We start from the raw sequence: 19,656 nt of genomic DNA on the forward strand, positions 1-19,656 counted from the left end.
CTATCCGCAAAAGGAGAGGGCGGTCGCGGGCCTCTATATGGACTTCGGCGGCGCGCGATTCAATCGCTCTTTGCGGCTCAGCCTGCGTCGTGGCCGGGACGCCGGCCGCACGCATCGCCCCAGGTGCTGGGGATAAGTCGGGCCGCTTCTGGAAAGAGCTGCAATCATGTGGATATTGTCGGCGCGCAAATCATCTTATTGGGGTAATTCATGAAACGCATATTTTCCTCCGCGCTGCTCGTCGCGCTCCTGTCCGGCTGTGCGATGACGCTTCCTCTCAAGGGACAGACCGAGAGCGGCGACGAGAAATTTACGGGCAAGGCAACAGGTTATGCCGATGGCGCCGGGACACTGGAACTGACGAGTACCAAAGGCCTCAAGTGCAACGGCAACTTCGTTTACGTGACGCACCGTAACGGCGAGGGCACTTTCACCTGCAGCAACGGCCAGAGCGGCTCGTTCACCTTCGTCTCGACGGGCGTGCGCGGCACGGGTTCGGGCTCGATCGGCAGCCGCAAATTCACCTTCACGTTCGGCTGATCGCGCGCCGCGACGGCCTGGCGCCGATCAGGCATCAGGCGCGGCGATCCGGTCTGCCGCGCCTTTTCGACATCCTTCGATGCCGTATCTCAGTCCATGATGAAATGCGGGACGAAGCGGGAGAGGTTCTGGGTGATCGGCGACTTGTCCTCGCGGATGCAGATGCCGCAGGCTTCGCCGGCGACGACCCAGGAACCGACCACGGCATAATCGTCGCCGAATTGCGGAAGCAGGCAGGCTTCCTGCACGATATAGCCCTCCGCGCCATAATCTCCGTCCACAGCGACCGTCACTCCTCCCGATGTCAGCGTAACGTTGGCGCCCTCGCGCGACAGGAGCGGCTTTCGGACCGCGTTTTCGAGGCGCAGCGCCTGCGGGTCGTCGGCGAAATAGGCGGGCAGAAGGTTCGGGTGGTTCGGCGCCATCTCCCAGAGAACGGGCAGCAGACCCTTGTTCGACAGCGTCATTTTCCACAGCGGTTCGTGGATCTTGGTGCCGGTGGAGAGCAGGTGCTGGCCGAAATCCTCGTGGACCATGAATTCCAGAGGGTAGAGCTTGAAGAGATCCTCCATGCGCCGATCCTCGAGATCGGTGAACCAGCTCTCGGCATCGACGCCGATCTCCTCCATGTCGAGCAGCACGACTTCGAAGCCCGCCTGGAACGCGACATCGGCAAGATATTTCGTCGTCAGGTAGTCTTCCTCATTGTCGGTGACACAGCCGAAATGGAAGACGCCGCTATCGCTCGAATTCTTGAAATACCGGAAAGCGTCGATCAGCTTCTCGTGGATCGAATTGAACTGATCGGCACCGGCATCGAGCCGGCCTGATCGCTTCATGTCCTGGAGCCATTCCCATTGGATGACCGCGCTTTCGAAAAGCGACGTCGGCGTGTCGGCGTTGAATTCGAACAGCTTTGCCGGGCTCCTGCCGTCGTAGCGCAGGTCGAAGCGGCCGTAGATATCGCGCTCGGACCATTTCCAGGAACGCCGGATCGCCTCATGGAACTCGGCCGGGATCGCCATGCGCGTCATCAGGGCGGGATCGGCGCAGATGCGGTCCACCGCCCCGTAGCAGAGCTGCAGGATCTCGTTGGTCGGGTCTTCGAGATCGTCCTCGATCTGAGCGAGCGTGAATTGATAGGCGTTGCGCTCGTCCCAATAGAGTTCGCCATACATGTGGTGGAACGTGAAATCCAGCGCTTCGAGCTTCGGGATCCAGTCCGGCCTTTCGCCTGTCGCGATACGCTTCATCTTGAGCCCTCAGGACGCGGAAGAGTGACGCGTGCCGAAACCGGAGCGGGCAAGCGTGGTCGTACGGACATCGGGACTGAAGCGGGCTCCATCGGAATAAGTCATCTTGAAGCCGCCGACCTTACTGGTGACCAACTGGCCGGCAGCGTTCACGAAGCCCGAGACATGACTGCTTTCATAAAGTGCCGATGCCGGTACCGCCGGATAATAAACGCCATTGGCGCTCGTTTCGGGCTGGCCGATGAGATAGCCTGATTGATAGGGGCTGTAGTGCCCTCCGCCGGCAACATGTACCGAACTTGTCACCTCACAATGGCCGTTGCCGAATTCCTCCTCGCAATCCTCACGATTCTGATAGGAAGGTGCATTTTTCAGATGCTCGGCACGGGCAGTCGCGAAGCTGTTCTTGCAGTCGTCAGGACCGAACTTGCCGTCCTTGAGGCACTCGTCGAGCGTCCTGTAGGCCGCCGTCTCGGTCTCGCCCATGGAACTCACTGCGAGATAGATCCCGAAAACAAACGTTCCAAGGATGGCGAGCTTCACGCCTCCTTTGGTATATCGGTAGCGATCTTCCGGTGTCATGCGATCCCCAAATCGTTCGATGCCATGCGCTTGCGCAGGCAGAGCGAGAAAGCGCCAAGCGGAAATATCCGGCTTGCGTTCAAATACGTGAAAAGGCTGGATTGGTTGCGAGCGGGTCTATCCCGCACGATAACCGGCTCTAGCGGCCGATCGTCCGTCTAGCGTCTCGTCAAAAATTGCCGGTCGAAATCGTCTTCATGAAATGAACACCCCTGAAATCTTAACCGTTCCAGTTATGTTCTCAATTCCAGATAGAAGTCAAGCGATAGATTGCGCACCAGAATTGCAGTCGATGCCGCCAAGATTTGCTCTGCTATCGAGGAGAAGGGATATCGTCGGAAAGAGCCTTGCTCTCCGGCAGCGAGATCCGAACGAGAGAACTAAACCCTTGTCCAAAAAAGAAAAACCCGCCGAAGCGGGTTTCTTTGGTGCGGTCGAGAAGACTCGAACTTCCACGGGTTGCCCCACAGCGACCTCAACGCTGCGCGTCTACCAATTCCGCCACGACCGCATCGTGGTAGGGCCGATTTGCGTCGGCGAGGCAGCATGTAGCAAAAGCATCTGACGGACACAAGCACGATGTGACAGTTTTTTTTAAAAGCTTGTCCGGGATGTGGATTACGCCGCACGAGACATTGAAATTACAAGAGAAAAGGGCCGGAAACCGGCCCTTTTCCAGATCCTGTCAGTGCATTTCGCGGCAGGCTTCGGTGCGGCTGGCACCGCTGTCGGCGCCTTTCTGGCGCCAGCCCTTCGGGCCGACCATGCTGTGGCAATCCGGAAGCGGCTTGATGCTGGCGGTCGCCGTATTGTCGACCTTCGCAGGCTTTGCCATCGCTACCGGCGCAAAGCCGTCGCTATCGTTCGTATAGTCGCCGGAATAGGCCGGAGGCGTCACGTGCGTCGGATAATGGACCGGCTTTGCCGGTGCGACCGGGGTCTGGTAGAGGCCGTCGCTGTCGTTGGAATAGTCGTCGTTGTACTTCGTCTGCTGTGCGAAGGCCGCACTGGCGAGGCCGACGGCAAACAGGGTGGCGGCAGCGGCGAATTTGATGCGCATGGGGCTATTCTCCTCAATCTGTTGTTGAATTCAACAACGTAAAACCAACCCTCGGCAAGACCAAGTCCGCTCCCCAATTTTGGCAATTTTGTGAGAAAAGTGACAGCAGCGTTGCGGCGTTTTGTCCAAATGAAATCACATATTTGTCAATGATTTTTGACGGGCGCGTTACCTTAGCCGGCACAGTTAATCGACTGAGATGTCAGGGCTTTCACCCACATTACAATGCTGCAATCTTTAATTGATTAACTATTTGTAACTTTAGAGACGTCGAAACCGGAAAGTCATCCGTTTCCGGGTTCCGAAATGTGGCGATTTCGTGTCTTTTCGCCTCAATCCTCTAAGCGATGCGGGCATCGACGCCGGTCGCCTGCAGGTGGTTGCGCATGTGATGCGCTATCGGTTCGGCCGCTCATGGCCTGGCCTTCAGCTTTTCGTCTTTTCCCACTTTCTGACCAGCCGCTCACGCTTCAGCCGCGACAGGCGCTGCAGCCAGAAAATGCCGTCGAGCTGATCGACCTCGTGCTGGATGCAGACGGCGAGGAAGCCCGACGCCTCTTCCTCGTGGCGATTGCCCTGAAGATCCTGATAGCGAAAACGGATCGCCTTCGGGCGCGTGATCTCGTCGGTAGCGCCCGGCATGGAGACGCTACCTTCCATATGGACCATCGTCTCGTCGGAAAACCACGATATTTCCGGATTGGCGTAGATGCGCACGTCACCCTTGTCGAGTTCCAGCACGGTCAGGCGCTGGAAGACGCCGATATGGGCCGCGGTGATGCCGACGCCGGGAGCTGCGCGCATGGTCTGCAGCAGGTCGTCCGCCAGTTCGGACAGGGCCGAATCGAACGAGTTCACGGGTGCGCAGACCGTTTTGAGACCGGGATGCGGATAGCGGAGAATCGGGCGGATCGGCACGGCTGGGCTTCCCTTCGACAAATGGCAGCGGAAACTATAACCGTCCACCGGCATTGTCATCAGAAAGCACGGGTTTGCGCTTTACGGCAGAAATGCTTTCGGCTAGCAGGGCGGTCAAGGATTCCGGCTTTGGCGAGGGCAGGGCGGAATTCGCTTATCCGCTTGTTGACAATGCGTTTTCAGCCAACATTTTCGAATGCGGCTCGATAGTCTTTGAAATCAGATAGAGATGCGAGGGCGGCAATGACGACGACCGATACCGAAGACCGCATTCGCAAACGTCCGACGGACGAAGACGTCGATATCTATAACGAAGACGGCAATGTGCGCAGCGATTTCCTGGCGCGGCTGGGTGCGGCCATTGCCGATCGCGACACGCTGTTTCTGCGCCAGAACGTCGCGCGCCTGCACGAATCGGAAATAGGCGACCTGCTGGAATCGATCCAGCCGGATCAGCGCCTTGCGCTGGTGCACCTGCTTGGCGACGATTTCGACATGACGGCGCTGACCGAGGTGGACGAGACGATCCGCCGCGAGATCGTCGACCAGCTGCCGAACGAGCAGATTGCCGCCGCCATCGGCGAGCTGGATTCGGACGACGCCGTCTACATTCTCGAGGATCTCGACCAGGAGGACCGGGAAGAGATCCTGGCGCAGCTGCCCTTTACGGAGCGGGTGCGACTTCGCCGCGCCCTCGATTATCCGGAAAGCTCGGCCGGGCGCCGCATGCAGACGGAATTCGTCGCCGTGCCGCCCTTCTGGACCGTGGGGCAGACGATCGACTACATGCGCGAGGAAGAGGATCTGCCTTACTCCTTCTCGCAGATTTTCGTCATCGACCCGACCTTCAAGCTGCTCGGCGCCGTCGATCTCGACCAGATCCTGCGCACCAAGCGGCAGACGAAGATCGAAGCCATCATGCGGGAAACGAACCACCCGATTCCGGCCGAGATGGACCAGGAAGAAGCGGCCCAGCTCTTCGAACAATACGACCTTCTCTCGGCAGCTGTCGTGGACGAGAACGAACGGCTCGTCGGCGTGCTCACCATCGACGACGTGGTGGACGTGATCCACGAAGAGGCGGACGAGGACATCAAGCGCCTCGGCGGCGTCGGCGACGAAGAACTGTCCGACAACGTGATCTCGACCGTGCGCTCGCGCTTCCTGTGGCTGCTCATCAATCTCGGTACGGCAATGCTGTCGGCCAGCGTCATCGGCCTGTTCGACGGCTCGATCGAGAAGATGATCGCGCTTGCCGTGCTGATGCCGATCGTCGCCTCCATGGGCGGCAATGCCGGCACGCAGACGATGACGGTGACGGTGCGCGCGCTGGCGACCCGCGATCTCGACATCTACAATGCCGGCCGCATCATCCGAAGGGAGGCGGGGGTCGGGATCCTGAACGGCATCCTCTTCGCCATTCTTCTCGGCGTGATCGCCGGCACCTGGTTCCACAACTACCAGCTTGGCGCCGTCATCGGCGCGGCGATGATCATCAACCTGATGGCGGCAGCGCTTGCCGGCATCCTTCTGCCGCTGCTGCTCGACAAGATGGGAGCGGACCCGGCCATCGCCTCGTCCGTCTTCGTCACGACGGTGACGGACTGCACCGGCTTCTTCGCCTTCCTCGGCATCGCGACATGGTGGTTCGGCATCTGAACCGCGGCCGAAATTGACTATTACGTAAAAGTCAATAATATGTCAGGTCGATGACGGGGATGAGATGCTAGTGAACAAATACTATACCATAACGGAGCTGACGCGCGAATTCGGAGTGTCGACGCGCACGCTTCGCTTCTATGAAGACGAGGGTTTGATCCATCCGGAACGGCGCGGACGCACGCGGCTTTTCCGCCCGGCCGACCGGCGGCTCATTCAGGAAATCCTGCGCGGCCGGCGCATCGGCTTCACCATTGCCGAAATCCGCGAGATCATTCAGGTCTACAAGGAGCCGCCGGGCGAGCTCGGCCAGCTCAAGCTCCTGATGAAGCGCGTCGATGAAAAACGCGAGGACCTGCGCCAGAAGCGCAAGGATATCGACGAAACGATCACCGAACTCGACAATATCGAGGAGGCCTGCCTCGGCCGCCTCGCCGAAATCGGCGTCACCACCTGATTATTGCTGGGGCTGGGGCTGCGGTTCGGACTGCGGCGCCGGCTCGGGCTCTATCTGAGCGCTGCAGAGGCTGGCAAGCGCCATGATCCGCTCGTCGTCGGCCTTGACCGCGCCTGTCTGGAACGGCGCAAAGAGCTGCTGCGCCTGCAGCTGGTCGAGCGTGCACTGGCAGAAGCTGCGGCAGAGCGCTTCGCCCTGTTCGACCGTGCAGGAGGCGTTGCACTGGCGCAGATAGGTCGCAGCCGGATCGGGCTTTGGCGGCGCGATGACGAAGGTCAGGCCATAGGCGATGGCGATCAGCACCGGCTGGTGGACGAGGTAGAAGGCGAGGCTGTGGCGGCCGAGCCGCGCAAGCCATGTGCCGCCCGTGCCCAGGGACGCCAGCCGCTGCGGCAGGTTCGTGCGCAAGGCGAGACGCGTGAGGCTCATGCCGAGGAAGAGGGCGGTCGCCCAGGGAAAGAGCGGCACATAATCGTTCGACCGGTCGGGCATGGCGGCAAAACCGAGCCAGGCGAAATATTTCGGATCGAGCAGATGTGAATCCAGCACGCCGGGCATGACGAACGTATCGGCGATCCAGGCGACGAACAGCGCAAGCGTGACAAGCAGCGTCACGGGCAAGGGCAGACGCAGGAAGATGACGCCGATGAGGCTCAGAACCGCGATGCAATGCAGGATGCCGAAATAGATCCACTGGCCGGGCACGAAATAGGCCGTTGCAGCCGATATCAGCAGGGCGGCGCCCGCAATCATGGCGAAGCGTTTCCAGAAGGAAGGCCAGCGGATTTCCGGCCGGCCTGACAGCACAAGGCTGACACCGACGATGAACAGGAAGGTGGTGGCGATTGCGCGGGCGTAGATCTTCAGCCAGCCGGTCTCGGCCGTTCCGGGCGCAAGGTAGCCCATGAATTCCAGATCCCAGCTGAAATGGTAGGTGGCCATGGCAATGAGGGCCGCGCCGCGGGCCGTATCCACAAGGCCTATCCGCGGCGGTCTTGCCACAGCCGCCGCTTCCGTTGCCGGCACCGTCATTCACAATCCCCCGGACAGTTCGTCACCGTCGGTCGCTGACGGCTTGCTGGGCACAACAGGAGAAAGATGGAGATTTGGTGGCGGGTTCGCATCCATGATGGCAAGGCGCGCTTCCGAAAAGAACTGCCGGCGGGCGAGGACGAAAACGACGATGGATGTCGTGCCCATGAAAACATAGGGATTGATGAACCAGCCGAGATAGCCGATCGACAGGAAAATCGCTCGCAGGCCCTCGTTGAAATGGCCGCCGGCGATGACGTTCATGCGGATGACACGCTCTGCCGCCCGCTCGGCGGCAATGATGTCCTTCTCCGAATCGTGCACCATCGGAATGCCGCCGAAGAGAATGGTGCAATAGTTGAAGAGCCGGTAGGACCAGCCGAACTTGAAGAAGGCATAGCCGAACAGGGCGGCAAGTCCGCCGACCTTCATTTCAAAGGCGGCGTGGCCGCTGTGGAAGACGAAGGGCAGGTCGGCGAAGACCGCATCCACCTTCTCGGTGGCGCCGAGCAGGGCAAAGCAGCTGCCGATCGCGAAAATGGAGGTCGAGGCGAAAAAGGCCGTGCCGTTCTGCAGGCCGGCCATGATCTGGGTGTCGATCATCTTCAAATCGCGGCGCAGGGAATTATATATCCATTCACGCCTTCGCTCCGCCATCGCATGGGTCAGGCTCGTGCGCCCGAAGAAGGTCTGGCCGTGCAGCAGCCAGGAATAGCCCATCCAGATAAGGATAAAGAAGGCAAGCGCGATATAATCCGCGGTCGTCATCATCAGCGAGTCAGTTCCCGTATAAACGCGGCCACTCTACAGATGCATTCGAATGCTGCAATGACCGGCAAGATGAGAATCGCTAGCAAGATGGGCTGCAACACACTACTGTCCCGGCCGATGTCGCACCGGTTCAAGGCGATGTCGGTCCGCCGCGCGGATGCCGAACCGGGCTCGCATAGTCTGCATCGTGAATTTTGGAAGGCGCCTTCATGTTTCTGTCGGTATTCGATGTGTTCAAGATCGGTGTCGGGCCGTCGAGCTCGCATACGATGGGGCCGATGACGGCAGCCAACCGGTTCCTTGATCTCATCCTGTCCAACGAATGGCCGCGTCCTTCCGTCGGCGCGCAGGTTGCCGCCATCAAGGTCAGTCTGCACGGTTCGCTCGCCCATACCGGGATCGGCCACGGAACGGGCAGGGCGGTCATCCTCGGCCTGATGGGCGAGGCGCCGGACGCGGTCGATCCGGATCGCATGGACGCGATCATCGACGGCGTGGAAAAGAGCGGCCGGATCACGCCGGAGGGACATCCGCCCTACCAGTTCCAGCCGAAGACCGACCTCGTCTTCGACAAGAAGCAGCCGCTGCCGGGCCATGCCAACGGCATGAGCTTTTCCGCCTACGACAAGGACGGACGGCTGCTCGTCAAGCGCATCTATTATTCGGTCGGCGGCGGTTTCGTCGTCACCGATACGGAGCTGGAGCGGATGCGGGCGCGCAAAAAGGCGGCGCAGGGCAATTACAAGGTGCCCTATCCCTTCGCCACCGCCAGGCAGATGCTGGAAATGGCCGAACGGTCCGGCCTGTCGATCGCGCAGATGAAGCGCGCCAACGAGGAAAGCCAGCGCAGCCGCGAAGAACTGGATGCCGGTCTCGACCGTATCTGGGAAGCCATGCGCGCCTGTATCGAGCGCGGGCTGAAGGTCGAGGGCGTCATGCCCGGCGGCCTCAACGTCAAGCGCCGCGCCAAGCATATTCACGACAAGCTGCAGGAAGAGTGGCGCAGCAACCGTTCCAACCCGCTGCTCGCCAACGACTGGCTGAGCGTCTATGCAATGGCGGTCAACGAGGAGAACGCGGCCGGCGGGCGTGTGGTAACGGCGCCGACCAACGGCGCGGCGGGCGTCATTCCGGCGACGATCCGCTATTACGAGCATTTCCACGAGGACTGGGACCGGAAGGGCATCCACGACTATCTGCTGACGGCAGCGGCGATCGGCGGCATCATCAAGCACAATGCCTCGATATCAGGCGCGGAAGTGGGCTGTCAGGGCGAGGTCGGTTCGGCCGCCGCCATGGCAGCCGCCGGCCTCGCAGCCGTCATGGGCGGCACGCCGGCCCAGATCGAGAATGCGGCGGAAATCGCGCTCGAACATCATCTCGGCATGACCTGCGATCCTGTCGCCGGCCTTGTGCAGGTTCCCTGCATCGAGCGCAATGCGCTGGGCGCCGTGAAGGCGGTCACGGCCGCATCGCTCGCGGTCAAGGGCGACGGCCAGCATTTCGTGCCGCTCGATGCCTGTATCGAGACGATGCGCCAGACCGGCTACGACATGAGCGAGAAATACAAGGAAACCTCGACCGGGGGGCTCGCCGTCAACGTCGTCGAATGCTGATCTCGTCGACGTTCGAATTTCCCGCCAGACGCATGTCGTTTCGCAAAACCGCTGCACACTTTTGCGCGGCATGCTTTAGCCGCTTGACGCTGCCGGCCAAAAGGATTTCAACGGCAGCATGGCACTGAATCTCATCAAGCTCTGCGTCGGCTGCGACTCGATCGAAGACCTGCGCGAATGGGTGGCCGAGCGCTCGCTGCGCGCCATCGCCGCCGGAATGGAACCGCACTCGGTCCACACGACCCGCATGGTGCCGAAGCGCGTGGAAGAACTGCTCGACGGCGGTTCGCTCTATTGGGTCATCAAGGGGCAGGTGCAGGCGCGACAGAAGATTCTCGACATCCAGACATTTACGGACGGAGAGGGGATCGGCCGCTGCCATCTGGTGCTTGGCCCGGAAGTCATCGAAACCGCGGTGCAACCGAAGCGGGCCTTCCAGGGCTGGCGCTACTATCCCGATGAGGACGTGCCGCGCGATATCGACAGTCTCGGCGCCGGCATTACGGAAATGCCCGCGGATCTTCGCCGCGAGCTGTCGGAACTCGGCCTGCTCTGAAAGCGTCGGTCTTGCGTCGCAGTTTCTTGAACCGCGCTTACCGCAGGCGCAGCACGACCGGCGAATGGCCGTCGGGCGATGTGATGTGCAGGTGAATATGCGCCTCCGGCTGCGAATAGCGCCAGGCGCGTGCGCCGTGGCACAGAAGCAGGTTGATGAGATCGCGGGTCTTGGCCGATTTCGCCTTCGGGCGCTGCAGGCCGATTTCAGCCAGACGCAATGCTGCCTCGTGCAACGGATGCAGGCCGGTGCGGCCCTTGTTGACCGCCCGGCGCCCTGAAGGCGCATTTGGTACATTCTCGTTGATCGACATCATCTTCCTCGTACGCAATACAAACCGAACTAGGATCGACTGCCGGCGGCGCGAGTACCGCAGCCGGCAGGCAGGGGCGCTGCCACATCAGTCATAAGCAGCGCCAGATCGCTCATTGGGCGGCCGCCCAGCACTTGACGCCGGCCTTCTTCAGGGCCTTGCAGGCGTTGACCGCATCTCGCTGGTCATCGAAGCCGCCGAAGCGGGCGCGATAGACCTGATCGCCGTCATTGGCATAGGCGACAGCGAAGGGCTTGGCGGAGCTCAGCGCCTTGCCACCCTTGGCCTTGGCGCTGGCCAGAAGGTCCATCGCCATTTCGCGGCTGGAGGAGACGCCGATCTGGACGACCCAGCCCGACGGCTGCGGCATGTCCTTGACGACGGCATCCTTGGCGGGCGCAACCTTGGTGGAGGCGGTCGTCAGCTCGTCGACGGACGTATCCCCCTGTTCCGGCGGCATATAGGCGGGTGCGGGCGTCGGCACGGCGACGGAAGCCTGTTCCTGCTGCTCCTTGATCGCGACGGTCTTGACCTTGGTCGGAGACGGCATCGGCTGCGCCAGCAGGGGATTATCCGTTCTGGGTGCGGCGGTCTCGGCATAGGCGACTTCCGTGCCTGCCGCCTGATAGCGGCTGTCCGGCAGCGGGCCCTTGTGCGGCAGGCCAAGATCGGCAGCGGCGGCCGCGACGGGCGGCTGGGTGGCGGCGATCGTCTTCTTTTCGGCCATCTTGGCGACCCTGGCAGGAGAGACCGGAGCAGGCGTCTCGATCATCTCGGGCATGGGCTTTGCCTGGGCGACGAGCGCGCCTCCGCTGGTGGAGGCCTTCGGCAGGTAGGTGGCAAGCAGCCTGCGCATCTGCGCGTCGCGGGCGGGCGTGGACGCGCCGCCGAGAACCACGCCGACGATCGACTTGCCGTCGATCTGCAGGGAGCTGACCAGATTGAAGCCGGCAGCGCGGGTATAACCGGTCTTGATGCCGTCGACGCCGCGCACGGAGCCGACCAGGCGGTTATGGCTGCGGATCACGCGGTTGCCGAACTTGAAGGCGCGCGTATTGAAGTAGCCGTAATATTGCGGGAAATGCTGGCGAAGGGCGATGCCGAGACGCGCCTGATCGCGGGCCGTCGTCATCTGCGCGGTGTTCGGCAGGCCGTTGGCGTTGCGATAGGTCGTGCGCGTCATGCCGAGCGCATGGGCCTTGGCCGTCATCATCTGGGCGAAACGATCCTCAGAACCGCCGAGCATTTCGCCGAGCGCGGTTGCGGCATCGTTGGCAGACAGCGTCACGAGGCCGAGGATGCCCTGTTCGACCGTTATCGTGCTGCCGGCGCGCACACCGAGCTTGGTCGGCGCCTGGGCCGCGGCATGAGCGGAGAAGGGGACGGGCGTATCGAGGCGAATACGGCCCTGCTCAAGCGCCTCGAAGGTCAGGTAAAGGGTCATCATCTTCGTCAGCGACGCCGGATATTGCAGGCGGTCGGCATTCTCGCTGTAGAGAACATTTCCCGTCCGCGCATCGACGACGATACCGGCATATTTCGGATTTGCAGCTTCCGCTTCGGCGTTGACCGAGTCGACCGCGACAACCGCGACGGCCATCGAAAAGATCATCAGCACCTTTGCGAGGAAACCGGCGGACCGCGGCGACGGTACGGAGGAAATTGACCTTGACACTATTCCACTCTTCGCTTGCATTTCGGATATTCGGCCCGCCACGCACCCCCTACTGCGCAACCGGCCGTCTTGGAAAACTACCGGTTCAGCGTTACCAATCCGTTTATGATGAATCGTTTCTTCAGACATTTGCGGGGATTTTAGCGGAGTGTTGCAGACCGGCTCAGGAGCCGGGTTTCCACAAAGGTCCTGATCGCGGCATCAATATGGTCCCAGTCGGCCAAATGACGGCTTGAGAACCGGTAAAGCACGCTGAGGTCCTTGCCGACCTTGATATCGCGCTGGCAGTCACCGCTGGTCGCCATGTCGGCAGAAGCGGGCAGGATGCAGCGCACCACATAGGCGGCACCGTTTTCGCGCGGCGCGGTCAGCAGCACTTCGCCGTTGTAGCCGGCATCGGCGCGCAGGCGATGCAGCGTCAGGCCATGCGCGAAGGGTTCGGCAGCACCCTCGATCAGATGCGAATAGATCGGCTCCAGCCGGCCCGACATGTCCCGCGACATCGTGCCCTGCGTGATCTGCAGGAAAATCAGGCCGGACGACTGGGCGATATCGTCGAAACGCTCGCGCGTTTCCTTGCTGTAGCCCTGCATTTGCGGCCAGGCGAGATAGAGATCCACGCGTTCGGCCGGCCCGTCATGGCGTTCGCTGGGGAAGCGAATCGTATTGGCGGGCAGGGCGATTGTGTCGCGACCGATGGTGAGCGTGATTGCGGCCTCGCTTTCCGTATTGCCGGCAAGCGAGATGTGCCGGCCGAACCAGCGGCCGGCAATGCTGATCGCCACCGTCGCCAGCGCCAGAACCGCAATCGTCGCTGTGACACGGATGAGGAACCGGGTCGAAAGAAGGGGCTGTTCGGCAGGATGGCTCACGGCGGAATGGCTCATCGTCGTCCTCGGATATCGGGCCGCCGTAAGAAAACACGAGTCGTCGGTGCCGGTGATGAATCTCGCGGAGATGATGGGATAGCGAGAGTTAATGGCTCGTTAACTTAACCGGAAGGATCTGCCACAAAAGAAGCGAGCCGCTCCCGGGACAGCGGGAACGGCTCTGGGCGCCGGTCGGGACGGGGATGCGGGGACTGACCGGGGCCGGTAAGCCAGTTACTTCACGCTACCGACAGCCACGGCGCGGCCGTCCTGCAGCTTCGTCCAGCGGGCCGGATCGTCGGCGGACTGGCGCTTCAGGTAGGTATATTCGGTATCCGACCACAGCAGCACCTTGTTGCGCATGTTGTCGAGAATGAAGTCGCCGTGGTCGGTGCGCACGGTCAGCACCGCATGGCCTTCGCCGTTCGGCTGCAGGACCACGGTGATCAGCGTATCGGATGGCGAGAAGCCGGCATCGATCAGCATCTTGCGCTTCAGCAGGGCGAAGTCCTCGCAGTCGCCGACGGTGCGCGGATAGGCCCAGCGCTCCTCGACGCCGTAGATCTCCTTGTCCGTCATCGGCTGGATGGTGGAATTGACGGTGTAGTTGACCTTGAGGATCTCCTTCCAGCGATCCTCGGTCAGGATCGCCGGGCCGGCATCGCCGCCGGCATAGGCGCATTCGCCCGGATTGGCCTGGCAGAATTCATAGTGCCCGATCGGCGGGCTCGCATTGCCTGCGAGCGTCATGCTGGCGGATGACGCCTGTCCTGCGCCCGCCATTGCCATTGTCATGCCAAGGGCCAGAAGGCCGCCTTTCAGAAGATTTCCAATTGCCATTATCGTCTCCCCGTTATGGGAAGGACAATGACACGGACGTTTTTATCTCACGCAAAATTACGCAATAAAATTAATGGCTTAATCTATTCAAATGCGCGTCGAACTTGATTCAAATCCATATCGAATACGCATCAAATTAGACGCGCATTCGTCTCGAATTCGATTAAAATTGAAGGATTGGGAAAAAGGCTTTCGGGCCGCAAAAGGCCGGAAAACGGGCAGGCTGTTAACGATATCGGATAGGCCGGGTAAATTTCTCCGGCGGCCGGCGGCCGGGGCGTCGGGCAGCAAGGCTGGGATCGAGGCGCGGAAACAGGCGGAATTGCCGTCCGGAAAGCCGATTCCGCCTCATGTCCCGATTTTCCGCCTCAAAAATAATTTCGTCAGAGATCGCGGAATCTGTCGGTCGCGGCAACGATCACGGCGGCGATATCGGCATTGGCCGTGGAATGGGCCGCCTTCGGCAGCACGATGAGTTCGCAGCCCGGCCATGCGCGGGCAAGTTCCCAGGCGGTGACAAGCGGCGCTTCGATATCGAAGCGCCCGTGGATCAGAATACCGGGGATGCCGGCGAGGCGACCGGCATTCTTGAGCAGGACGCCGTCTTCCAGCCAGGCACCCGCGCGAAAATAGTGGGTGATGATGCGGGCGCGCGTCAGACGGTAGCGCGGATCGGACCAGCGCCGGGGAAGGCCGGCGGGATCGGCAAGGAGGATCGTCGCCGCCTCCCATTCATGCCAGTCGCGCGCCGCGTCCAGCCGCACCTGTTCGTCGGGATCGTTGAGCAGCCGGTGATAGGCGCTCACCCGGTCGATGTCGCGAAGGTCCGGCGGCAGCGCTTCGCCGAAGCGGTGCCATTCCTCGGGAAAGAGCGGCGCCATGCCGCGATAGAGCCAGTCGATCTCGCTGCGGCGTGTCGTGGTGACACCTGCGATGACGATGCCGCCGACATGAACGGGATGGGATTGCGCATAGGCAAGCGCCAGCGTGGAGCCCCAGGAATTCCCGAAGACAATCCATTTTTCCACGCCGAAGAGGCTGCGAAGCCTCTCTATGTCGTCGATGAGATGGGCGGTCGTGTTGCGGGAGAGGTCGGCCGCGGCATCGGCGGCGTCAGGCAGGCTGCGCCCGCAATTGCGCTGATCGAAGAGGATGATGCGATAGGCGGTAGGATCGAAATAGCGCCGCGCCGTTGTCGAACAGCCGGACCCCGGCCCGCCATGCAGCACCAGCGCGGGCTTGCCCGCCGGATTGCCGCAGGCTTCCCAATAGATGAGGTTGCCGTCGCCCGTATCGAGCAGGCCGTGTTCATAGGGTTCGATTTCGGGAAACAGGACCGACATGGGGCGCCTCTCGTTGAGGCGCGCTGTATCCATTACATCCTTGACGTATTGATGACAGACGCGGGGACCGCCGAAGGAGAGACCTGCGATTCTTGGTAGAACGTGGTCAGTGGCGATCCCCAAAGTTTTGACCAGCAGAGCTTTAAGCTTCCAAACCGCCTTGGGCTGCCGTCGAGACCGCTTCCCATTTGGTCCAGTTGTTCAAGCGCGCTTCGTAGACCGATTTGAACTTTGCGACGATCGCGGAACCGAGCACGAGGCGAAGGGGTGGCTGCTCCGCGTCCACGGCTGCAAAGATTGCGGCCGAGGTTGCTGCCGGATCACCGAAATCCTCCGGTTTGAAAGAAGAGCGGACGGCTTGGCGGATCGGGTTATAGGCATCGATCGCTGGTGCAGATTGCGCGGAGGAGCCGAAGCCGGTGGTGAAGTGACCAGGCTCGAGGATGGTCACCTTGATGCCGAAGGCGGCAACTTCGGCGGCAAGGCCTTCAGACATGGCTTCGACCGCAAACTTGGTCGCCGTGTAGGTTCCGCCGGTCGGGAAACCAATGACGCCGCCGATGCTCGACACCGTTATGACGTGACCGCTTCCTTGTGCCCGCAGGATCGGCAATGCGGCCTGCATAAGCCAGAGCGTGCCGAAGACATTCGTATCGAAATTGGCCCTGGCCTGTTCGGGGTCGATTTCTTCGATGGCGCCGAAATAGCCGTAGCCGGCATTGCTGAGGATGACGTCGAGACGTCCGAAATGGCGATGTGCCTCTTCTACTGCTGAGAAGGCGGCATCACGATCTGTCACGTCAAGCGCCAGCGCCAGCACCGCATCTCCGTAGATAACCACGAGTTCATTGAGCGCATCGCGGTTTCGCGCCGTGGCGGCGACCTTGTCACCGCGCTTGAGGGCAGCTTCTGCCCATACACGCCCGAAACCTCGCGAGGCACCGGTGATGAACCAAACTTTTGTCGAACGCACGCCTGTCCCATCCATGAGAAATGCTCCGTTGAAATAATTACACCCAGTGTAAAATTACATATCGCACTCAGTGTAAATTTTGCAAGCTGCATTTTTGCGGTAAGAGTGCTCACCATGGAAACCGTAGACACACCTCACATCAGCCTGCGCGAAAACAAGCGCAGGGCGACACTCGACCGGATCGCCAAGACCGGCCTGAAACTCTTCATGGAAAACGGCTATGAGGCGACGACGCTCGACGCGATCGCGGCGGCATCGGGCATATCGCGGCGGACATTCTTCTATTATCTGAAGTCGAAGGAGGATGTGCTGCTTGCGCATGAGAGCGGGGACATCCCCCTCATGCTGCGCCCGACATTCCTGGAGCAGTCACCGGATCAATCACCGCTCGAGGCGGCGCGCAAGACGTTCCTGACCCTTGCTTCCCGCTATCAGACCAGCGAATCGATCCTCGCGGACAAAATCCTGCGATCGACGGAGACGCTTCGCCTGCGCAAGGATGCGCTTCTTCTTCAGATGGAGGAGGTGCTGGCCGAGGCGATGTACGAATTATGGCCCGATCCGGCCAGACGCCCCGAATTGCGGCTGGCAGCGATGATGGCGATGGGCACGCTACGGTTTGCGAAAGAGAACTGGCGGCAAGATAGCGCCGCGCATCCGCTAACGCATTATCTCAACGAAGGCTTCGACCTTCTTCAACGCTCGTCAAAATGACCCGGAGCACAGTCTCGGATTTTTAAAGAAATTCGCGCAGCGTCTCGCGCGACTGGACCGACAGGAACTCGATCGCGACACCTTCCGTGAAGTGGCGAACGACGCGGCCGCGCATGTTGCCGAGGCGAACCGGCGTGCCGAGCGGCGGGCGCACCTCGACATCGACGGCGGCACCCGAGAGCGAAAGGTCCATGATGCGGCAGATGTAGCGCGTGCCGTCTTCCAGGGAGAGTTCGGTCCTGGTTTCGCGCGGGGTCAGACGATCGTGACGGCGGTCTTCGGGCAGGCCGAGTTCATGCTTGTTGGCAAGCCAGGTGAGCTGGGCGGCGAGCTTCTCGCGCTTGCGCTCGGTCGCGTTGATCGACATGGTGAAGCCGCGCATGTCGACCGTCTGCACATGGCCTTCGACACGGCCGAGATGGTCGATATAGGCGACGACGCGTTCGTTGGCACGCGGCCGGCCGGGGCAGGTGACATACATGTCGCCGGGCGACATATCGATCACCATGCACTCGAATTCCTCATAATTCGCAAGCATCAGCCGGCCCTGCATATTGATGGGCACACGCTGGAACACCCCCTGTTCGGGGCGAGGCGCAGGCCGTTGCGTCTGAGCGGGCTGGAACGAGTGCATCAAAGGGCTTCTTCATGAAATCGTCGAGCCCAATCCTTATCCACAATCCCTTAACAGAAGGTTGTGGAAAGCCACCCCGGCATAACCCTAAAGTACTAGGGGCCGCGTCCCGGAACGGGACAGTCAGCGGGCGGCTGCCCCGTGCAGGAAATGCGACATGGCGCGCAGCATTGACCGGCCGAAGGTCGCCTGTTTTTCGGGGACGATTTCGACGGGGCGGTGCGGCTGAAGCGGGGCCGTGCGGCCGAACTTGTCGTGCAGCAGCCGGCTGCGGTCCAGGGCCAGAAGCTCCAGCGGCACGATCTCCAGCCAGCTTGCGGCAAGGGCAGGCGCGATGGCGCCGAGCAGCCGGTCGCAGCCGCCTTCCGGCGAACGCAGCGGCATCATGACGATCTCGAAGGCAGCATGGTGGCCGGCGGTGCTATAGCCCGTTGCGTTGAAAAGCGTGGGGATGGCATGCGCCATGACGCCCTCCGCCGTCCTTTCGATATCCTCATGCTGGCTGTTGGCCCAGAGGGCGGAAAAACGCTCGCCGCGCAGGTCGCGGCCGAAGAGATCGCAGATCTTCGTGCCGGCGAGGCGAAAACGGATGTGCCGGTCCGCGCCGGCCTCCAGAATGAAGAGGCTGGACAGGAGGTGAGGGATCGCGCCGGGCACGATCTGCGACTTCAGCGGGGCGTCCAGCCCGCCACGCAGAGCGTTCCAGTAGTCGAATATGTCGATCGTGATCTGAAGGCGCATGGCAGTGTCTCATTTCGGTTCATTGGCGGGCGATTTTCGCCCCTTCACCTTCTGCCTTGCGGATTTCATGCCAAATCCGGCGAGTTAAGGTTAAGAATGGGTTTCACTTGAGCGCCGGACGCCGCCGTGAGACCGTTTCCTCACGACTTCTGATAATGAAGTTCTGCACGCGACTGCCAGGGTGGGGGTCATCCTCGGGGAGCATCCAGGCAAGCCGTCCGGCCGGTTCCGGACGGCTTTTTTTTTGATGCCGGCTCCTGTATGGCTGGGGCCTTCAACGAGGCGATGAGAGCATGAACCAAGAGACGTCCGGGCCTGACCAGGCTTTCCAGCCTTCGCAGCCCGAACCGCCGGCCCGGCCGCCGCGCCAGCCGGTCTTCAATCTTCCGCCGGCGCTGTTTGCCACGCTCCTGCTGCTGATCCTGATCTACGTTGGGCAGTCGCTGCTGCCGGGCGACGGGCTTGACTGGTTCCTGTTCAATTTCGGCTTCATTCCGCTGCGTTATGCCGTTTCGCTCGCAGAGCAGGGGCCGCAGCTCTACTGGACGCCCGTCACCTATTCGCTCCTGCACGGCAGCATCGAGCATATCGTCTTCAACGGGCTGTGGCTGATGGCTTTCGGCGCGCCGGTCGTGCGCCGCATCGGCGCGTTCCGCTTCGTCGTCTTCTGGGTCCTTTCCGCTGTCGCCTCGGCGGCGCTGCATGCCGCCCTGAACTGGGGCAGCGAAGGGCTGCTCATCGGCGCGTCGGGCGTGGTTTCCGGCCTGATGGGGGCGGCCTGCCGGTTTGCCTTCCCATCCGGGCGGGCGGGGCCGCGCCCGGCGCATCTCAATCCGCGCCTGTCTGTGCCGCAGGCGATGCGGAGCCGCACCGTAATCATCTTCATGCTGTTCTGGCTGATCGGCAATGCGCTGATTGCCGTCGGCGTGCCGCTCGTCGGCGACGGCAGCCAGGAGATTGCCTGGGATGCGCATATCGGCGGTTTCGTCTTCGGCTTCCTCCTTTTTGCGTTCTTTGACCGCAAACCGCCCGAAGAACCCGCACCGTATCCTGACGACGAGTTGCAATCCTGACTCAAGCAGTGCACCATTGACCAATTCGCGACGGGAG

Annotated in this window: 21 protein-coding genes and 1 tRNA gene; 7 read left to right on the forward strand and 15 right to left on the reverse strand. The window is 61.4% G+C overall.

Annotation, left to right across the window (positions count from 1 at the left end):
- The first annotated feature begins 210 nt into the window (after positions 1 to 210).
- The gene (locus tag ACU8HS_RS21195) at positions 211 to 540 is read left to right on the forward strand and encodes a lipoprotein (RefSeq protein ID WP_112567733.1); all 330 of its coding nucleotides are present in this window, start codon (positions 211 to 213) and stop codon (positions 538 to 540) included.
- An 89-nt stretch (positions 541 to 629) separates the two neighbouring features.
- Here the strand turns inward: ACU8HS_RS21195 and ACU8HS_RS21200 are convergent, their stop codons facing one another.
- The 5 genes from ACU8HS_RS21200 to ACU8HS_RS21220 all read right to left on the reverse strand — a co-directional run bounded on the left by ACU8HS_RS21200 (position 630) and on the right by ACU8HS_RS21220 (position 4,353).
- Positions 630 to 1,793, reverse strand: a complete 1,164-nt coding sequence (locus ACU8HS_RS21200; RefSeq protein ID WP_447015145.1) for a glutathionylspermidine synthase family protein — start codon at positions 1,791 to 1,793, stop codon at positions 630 to 632.
- Positions 1,794 to 1,802: 9 nt separating this feature from the next.
- Complete coding sequence (locus ACU8HS_RS21205; RefSeq protein ID WP_447015146.1) at positions 1,803 to 2,375, reverse strand: DUF1190 domain-containing protein; 573 nt, start codon at positions 2,373 to 2,375, stop codon at positions 1,803 to 1,805.
- Between the two features lie 426 nt (positions 2,376 to 2,801).
- Positions 2,802 to 2,886: transfer RNA gene (locus ACU8HS_RS21210), tRNA-Leu, on the reverse strand.
- A gap of 174 nt (positions 2,887 to 3,060) precedes the next feature.
- A complete protein-coding gene (locus tag ACU8HS_RS21215) occupies positions 3,061 to 3,435 on the reverse strand; it encodes a hypothetical protein (RefSeq protein WP_447015147.1) in 375 nt (124 codons plus the stop codon).
- A 426-nt stretch (positions 3,436 to 3,861) separates the two neighbouring features.
- Positions 3,862 to 4,353, reverse strand: coding sequence for a peptide deformylase (locus ACU8HS_RS21220; RefSeq protein WP_112705318.1), 492 nt, complete (start codon positions 4,351 to 4,353; stop codon positions 3,862 to 3,864).
- Positions 4,354 to 4,596: 243 nt separating this feature from the next.
- Between ACU8HS_RS21220 and mgtE the strand changes: the two genes are divergently transcribed.
- Together mgtE and ACU8HS_RS21230 are read left to right on the forward strand one after the other, a co-directional pair.
- Positions 4,597 to 6,012, forward strand: a complete 1,416-nt coding sequence (mgtE, locus tag ACU8HS_RS21225) for a magnesium transporter (protein WP_112567743.1) — start codon at positions 4,597 to 4,599, stop codon at positions 6,010 to 6,012.
- Between the two features lie 64 nt (positions 6,013 to 6,076).
- A complete protein-coding gene (locus ACU8HS_RS21230; RefSeq protein ID WP_007826104.1) occupies positions 6,077 to 6,469 on the forward strand; it encodes a MerR family transcriptional regulator in 393 nt (130 codons plus the stop codon).
- Here the strand turns inward: ACU8HS_RS21230 and ACU8HS_RS21235 are convergent, their stop codons facing one another.
- Together ACU8HS_RS21235 and ACU8HS_RS21240 are read right to left on the reverse strand one after the other, a co-directional pair.
- Positions 6,470 to 7,501 carry a heparan-alpha-glucosaminide N-acetyltransferase gene (locus ACU8HS_RS21235; RefSeq protein WP_112567745.1) on the reverse strand — a complete coding sequence of 344 codons (1,032 nt, stop codon included), beginning with the start codon at positions 7,499 to 7,501 and terminating at the stop codon, positions 6,470 to 6,472.
- Positions 7,502 to 8,269, reverse strand: a complete 768-nt coding sequence (locus ACU8HS_RS21240) for a DUF599 domain-containing protein (RefSeq protein ID WP_112568261.1) — start codon at positions 8,267 to 8,269, stop codon at positions 7,502 to 7,504.
- Positions 8,270 to 8,481: 212 nt separating this feature from the next.
- Here ACU8HS_RS21240 and ACU8HS_RS21245 point away from each other — a divergent pair, with 212 nt between their 5' ends.
- Positions 8,482 to 9,888: an L-serine ammonia-lyase gene (locus tag ACU8HS_RS21245; RefSeq protein WP_112567747.1), complete on the forward strand. Its 1,407-nt coding sequence runs from the start codon at positions 8,482 to 8,484 to the stop codon at positions 9,886 to 9,888.
- 118 nt (positions 9,889 to 10,006) lie between these two features.
- The gene (locus tag ACU8HS_RS21250; RefSeq protein ID WP_112567749.1) at positions 10,007 to 10,444 is read left to right on the forward strand and encodes a DUF1489 family protein; all 438 of its coding nucleotides are present in this window, start codon (positions 10,007 to 10,009) and stop codon (positions 10,442 to 10,444) included.
- A 37-nt stretch (positions 10,445 to 10,481) separates the two neighbouring features.
- Here ACU8HS_RS21250 and ACU8HS_RS21255 read toward each other — a convergent pair whose 3' ends face one another.
- From ACU8HS_RS21255 to ACU8HS_RS21280, 6 genes are all read right to left on the reverse strand, one after another.
- Positions 10,482 to 10,757, reverse strand: a complete 276-nt coding sequence (locus tag ACU8HS_RS21255; RefSeq protein WP_112567751.1) for a hypothetical protein — start codon at positions 10,755 to 10,757, stop codon at positions 10,482 to 10,484.
- A 112-nt stretch (positions 10,758 to 10,869) separates the two neighbouring features.
- Positions 10,870 to 12,453, reverse strand: a complete 1,584-nt coding sequence (locus tag ACU8HS_RS21260) for a serine hydrolase (protein ID WP_447015148.1) — start codon at positions 12,451 to 12,453, stop codon at positions 10,870 to 10,872.
- 119 nt (positions 12,454 to 12,572) lie between these two features.
- Complete coding sequence (locus tag ACU8HS_RS21265; RefSeq protein ID WP_113412329.1) at positions 12,573 to 13,319, reverse strand: hypothetical protein; 747 nt, start codon at positions 13,317 to 13,319, stop codon at positions 12,573 to 12,575.
- Between the two features lie 216 nt (positions 13,320 to 13,535).
- The gene (locus ACU8HS_RS21270) at positions 13,536 to 14,141 is read right to left on the reverse strand and encodes a transglutaminase-like cysteine peptidase (RefSeq protein WP_112567757.1); all 606 of its coding nucleotides are present in this window, start codon (positions 14,139 to 14,141) and stop codon (positions 13,536 to 13,538) included.
- A gap of 383 nt (positions 14,142 to 14,524) precedes the next feature.
- Positions 14,525 to 15,484 carry a prolyl aminopeptidase gene (gene pip / locus ACU8HS_RS21275; RefSeq protein WP_113412330.1) on the reverse strand — a complete coding sequence of 320 codons (960 nt, stop codon included), beginning with the start codon at positions 15,482 to 15,484 and terminating at the stop codon, positions 14,525 to 14,527.
- Positions 15,485 to 15,626: 142 nt separating this feature from the next.
- Entirely contained in the window at positions 15,627 to 16,457 is an 831-nt protein-coding gene (locus ACU8HS_RS21280; RefSeq protein ID WP_447015149.1) for an SDR family NAD(P)-dependent oxidoreductase, read from the reverse strand.
- A 114-nt stretch (positions 16,458 to 16,571) separates the two neighbouring features.
- Here ACU8HS_RS21280 and ACU8HS_RS21285 point away from each other — a divergent pair, with 114 nt between their 5' ends.
- The gene (locus ACU8HS_RS21285) at positions 16,572 to 17,171 is read left to right on the forward strand and encodes a TetR/AcrR family transcriptional regulator (protein ID WP_113412331.1); all 600 of its coding nucleotides are present in this window, start codon (positions 16,572 to 16,574) and stop codon (positions 17,169 to 17,171) included.
- A gap of 22 nt (positions 17,172 to 17,193) precedes the next feature.
- On the opposite strand, the gene ACU8HS_RS21290 is transcribed toward ACU8HS_RS21285, so the two are convergent.
- Both ACU8HS_RS21290 and ACU8HS_RS21295 read right to left on the reverse strand, forming a co-directional pair.
- Entirely contained in the window at positions 17,194 to 17,805 is a 612-nt protein-coding gene (locus ACU8HS_RS21290) for a PilZ domain-containing protein (protein WP_112567761.1), read from the reverse strand.
- Between the two features lie 123 nt (positions 17,806 to 17,928).
- Complete coding sequence (locus ACU8HS_RS21295; RefSeq protein ID WP_447015150.1) at positions 17,929 to 18,546, reverse strand: PAS domain-containing protein; 618 nt, start codon at positions 18,544 to 18,546, stop codon at positions 17,929 to 17,931.
- A 293-nt stretch (positions 18,547 to 18,839) separates the two neighbouring features.
- Here ACU8HS_RS21295 and ACU8HS_RS21300 point away from each other — a divergent pair, with 293 nt between their 5' ends.
- On the forward strand, positions 18,840 to 19,619 hold the full coding sequence (locus ACU8HS_RS21300) for a rhomboid family intramembrane serine protease (protein WP_112705326.1): 780 nt from the start codon (positions 18,840 to 18,842) through the stop codon (positions 19,617 to 19,619).
- The last annotated feature ends 37 nt before the right edge of the window (positions 19,620 to 19,656 follow it).

The sequence above is a fragment of the Rhizobium sp. KDH_Rht_773_N genome, assembly GCF_052946295.1.

Coding starts and splice junctions, on each gene's coding strand:
- ACU8HS_RS21195 (WP_112567733.1), top strand. CDS start 211: ATGAAACGCATATTTTCCTCCGCGCTGCTCGTCGCGCTCCTGTCCGGC.
- ACU8HS_RS21200 (WP_447015145.1), bottom strand. CDS start 1,793: ATGAAGCGTATCGCGACAGGCGAAAGGCCGGACTGGATCCCGAAGCTC.
- ACU8HS_RS21205 (WP_447015146.1), bottom strand. CDS start 2,375: ATGACACCGGAAGATCGCTACCGATATACCAAAGGAGGCGTGAAGCTC.
- ACU8HS_RS21215 (WP_447015147.1), bottom strand. CDS start 3,435: ATGCGCATCAAATTCGCCGCTGCCGCCACCCTGTTTGCCGTCGGCCTC.
- mgtE (WP_112567743.1), top strand. CDS start 4,597: ATGACGACGACCGATACCGAAGACCGCATTCGCAAACGTCCGACGGAC.
- ACU8HS_RS21230 (WP_007826104.1), top strand. CDS start 6,077: ATGCTAGTGAACAAATACTATACCATAACGGAGCTGACGCGCGAATTC.
- ACU8HS_RS21235 (WP_112567745.1), bottom strand. CDS start 7,501: ATGACGGTGCCGGCAACGGAAGCGGCGGCTGTGGCAAGACCGCCGCGG.
- ACU8HS_RS21240 (WP_112568261.1), bottom strand. CDS start 8,269: ATGACGACCGCGGATTATATCGCGCTTGCCTTCTTTATCCTTATCTGG.
- ACU8HS_RS21245 (WP_112567747.1), top strand. CDS start 8,482: ATGTTTCTGTCGGTATTCGATGTGTTCAAGATCGGTGTCGGGCCGTCG.
- ACU8HS_RS21250 (WP_112567749.1), top strand. CDS start 10,007: ATGGCACTGAATCTCATCAAGCTCTGCGTCGGCTGCGACTCGATCGAA.
- ACU8HS_RS21255 (WP_112567751.1), bottom strand. CDS start 10,757: ATGTCGATCAACGAGAATGTACCAAATGCGCCTTCAGGGCGCCGGGCG.
- ACU8HS_RS21260 (WP_447015148.1), bottom strand. CDS start 12,453: ATGCAAGCGAAGAGTGGAATAGTGTCAAGGTCAATTTCCTCCGTACCG.
- ACU8HS_RS21265 (WP_113412329.1), bottom strand. CDS start 13,319: ATGAGCCATTCCGCCGTGAGCCATCCTGCCGAACAGCCCCTTCTTTCG.
- ACU8HS_RS21270 (WP_112567757.1), bottom strand. CDS start 14,141: ATGGCAATTGGAAATCTTCTGAAAGGCGGCCTTCTGGCCCTTGGCATG.
- pip (WP_113412330.1), bottom strand. CDS start 15,484: ATGTCGGTCCTGTTTCCCGAAATCGAACCCTATGAACACGGCCTGCTC.
- ACU8HS_RS21285 (WP_113412331.1), top strand. CDS start 16,572: ATGGAAACCGTAGACACACCTCACATCAGCCTGCGCGAAAACAAGCGC.
- ACU8HS_RS21290 (WP_112567761.1), bottom strand. CDS start 17,805: ATGCACTCGTTCCAGCCCGCTCAGACGCAACGGCCTGCGCCTCGCCCC.
- ACU8HS_RS21295 (WP_447015150.1), bottom strand. CDS start 18,546: ATGCGCCTTCAGATCACGATCGACATATTCGACTACTGGAACGCTCTG.
- ACU8HS_RS21300 (WP_112705326.1), top strand. CDS start 18,840: ATGAACCAAGAGACGTCCGGGCCTGACCAGGCTTTCCAGCCTTCGCAG.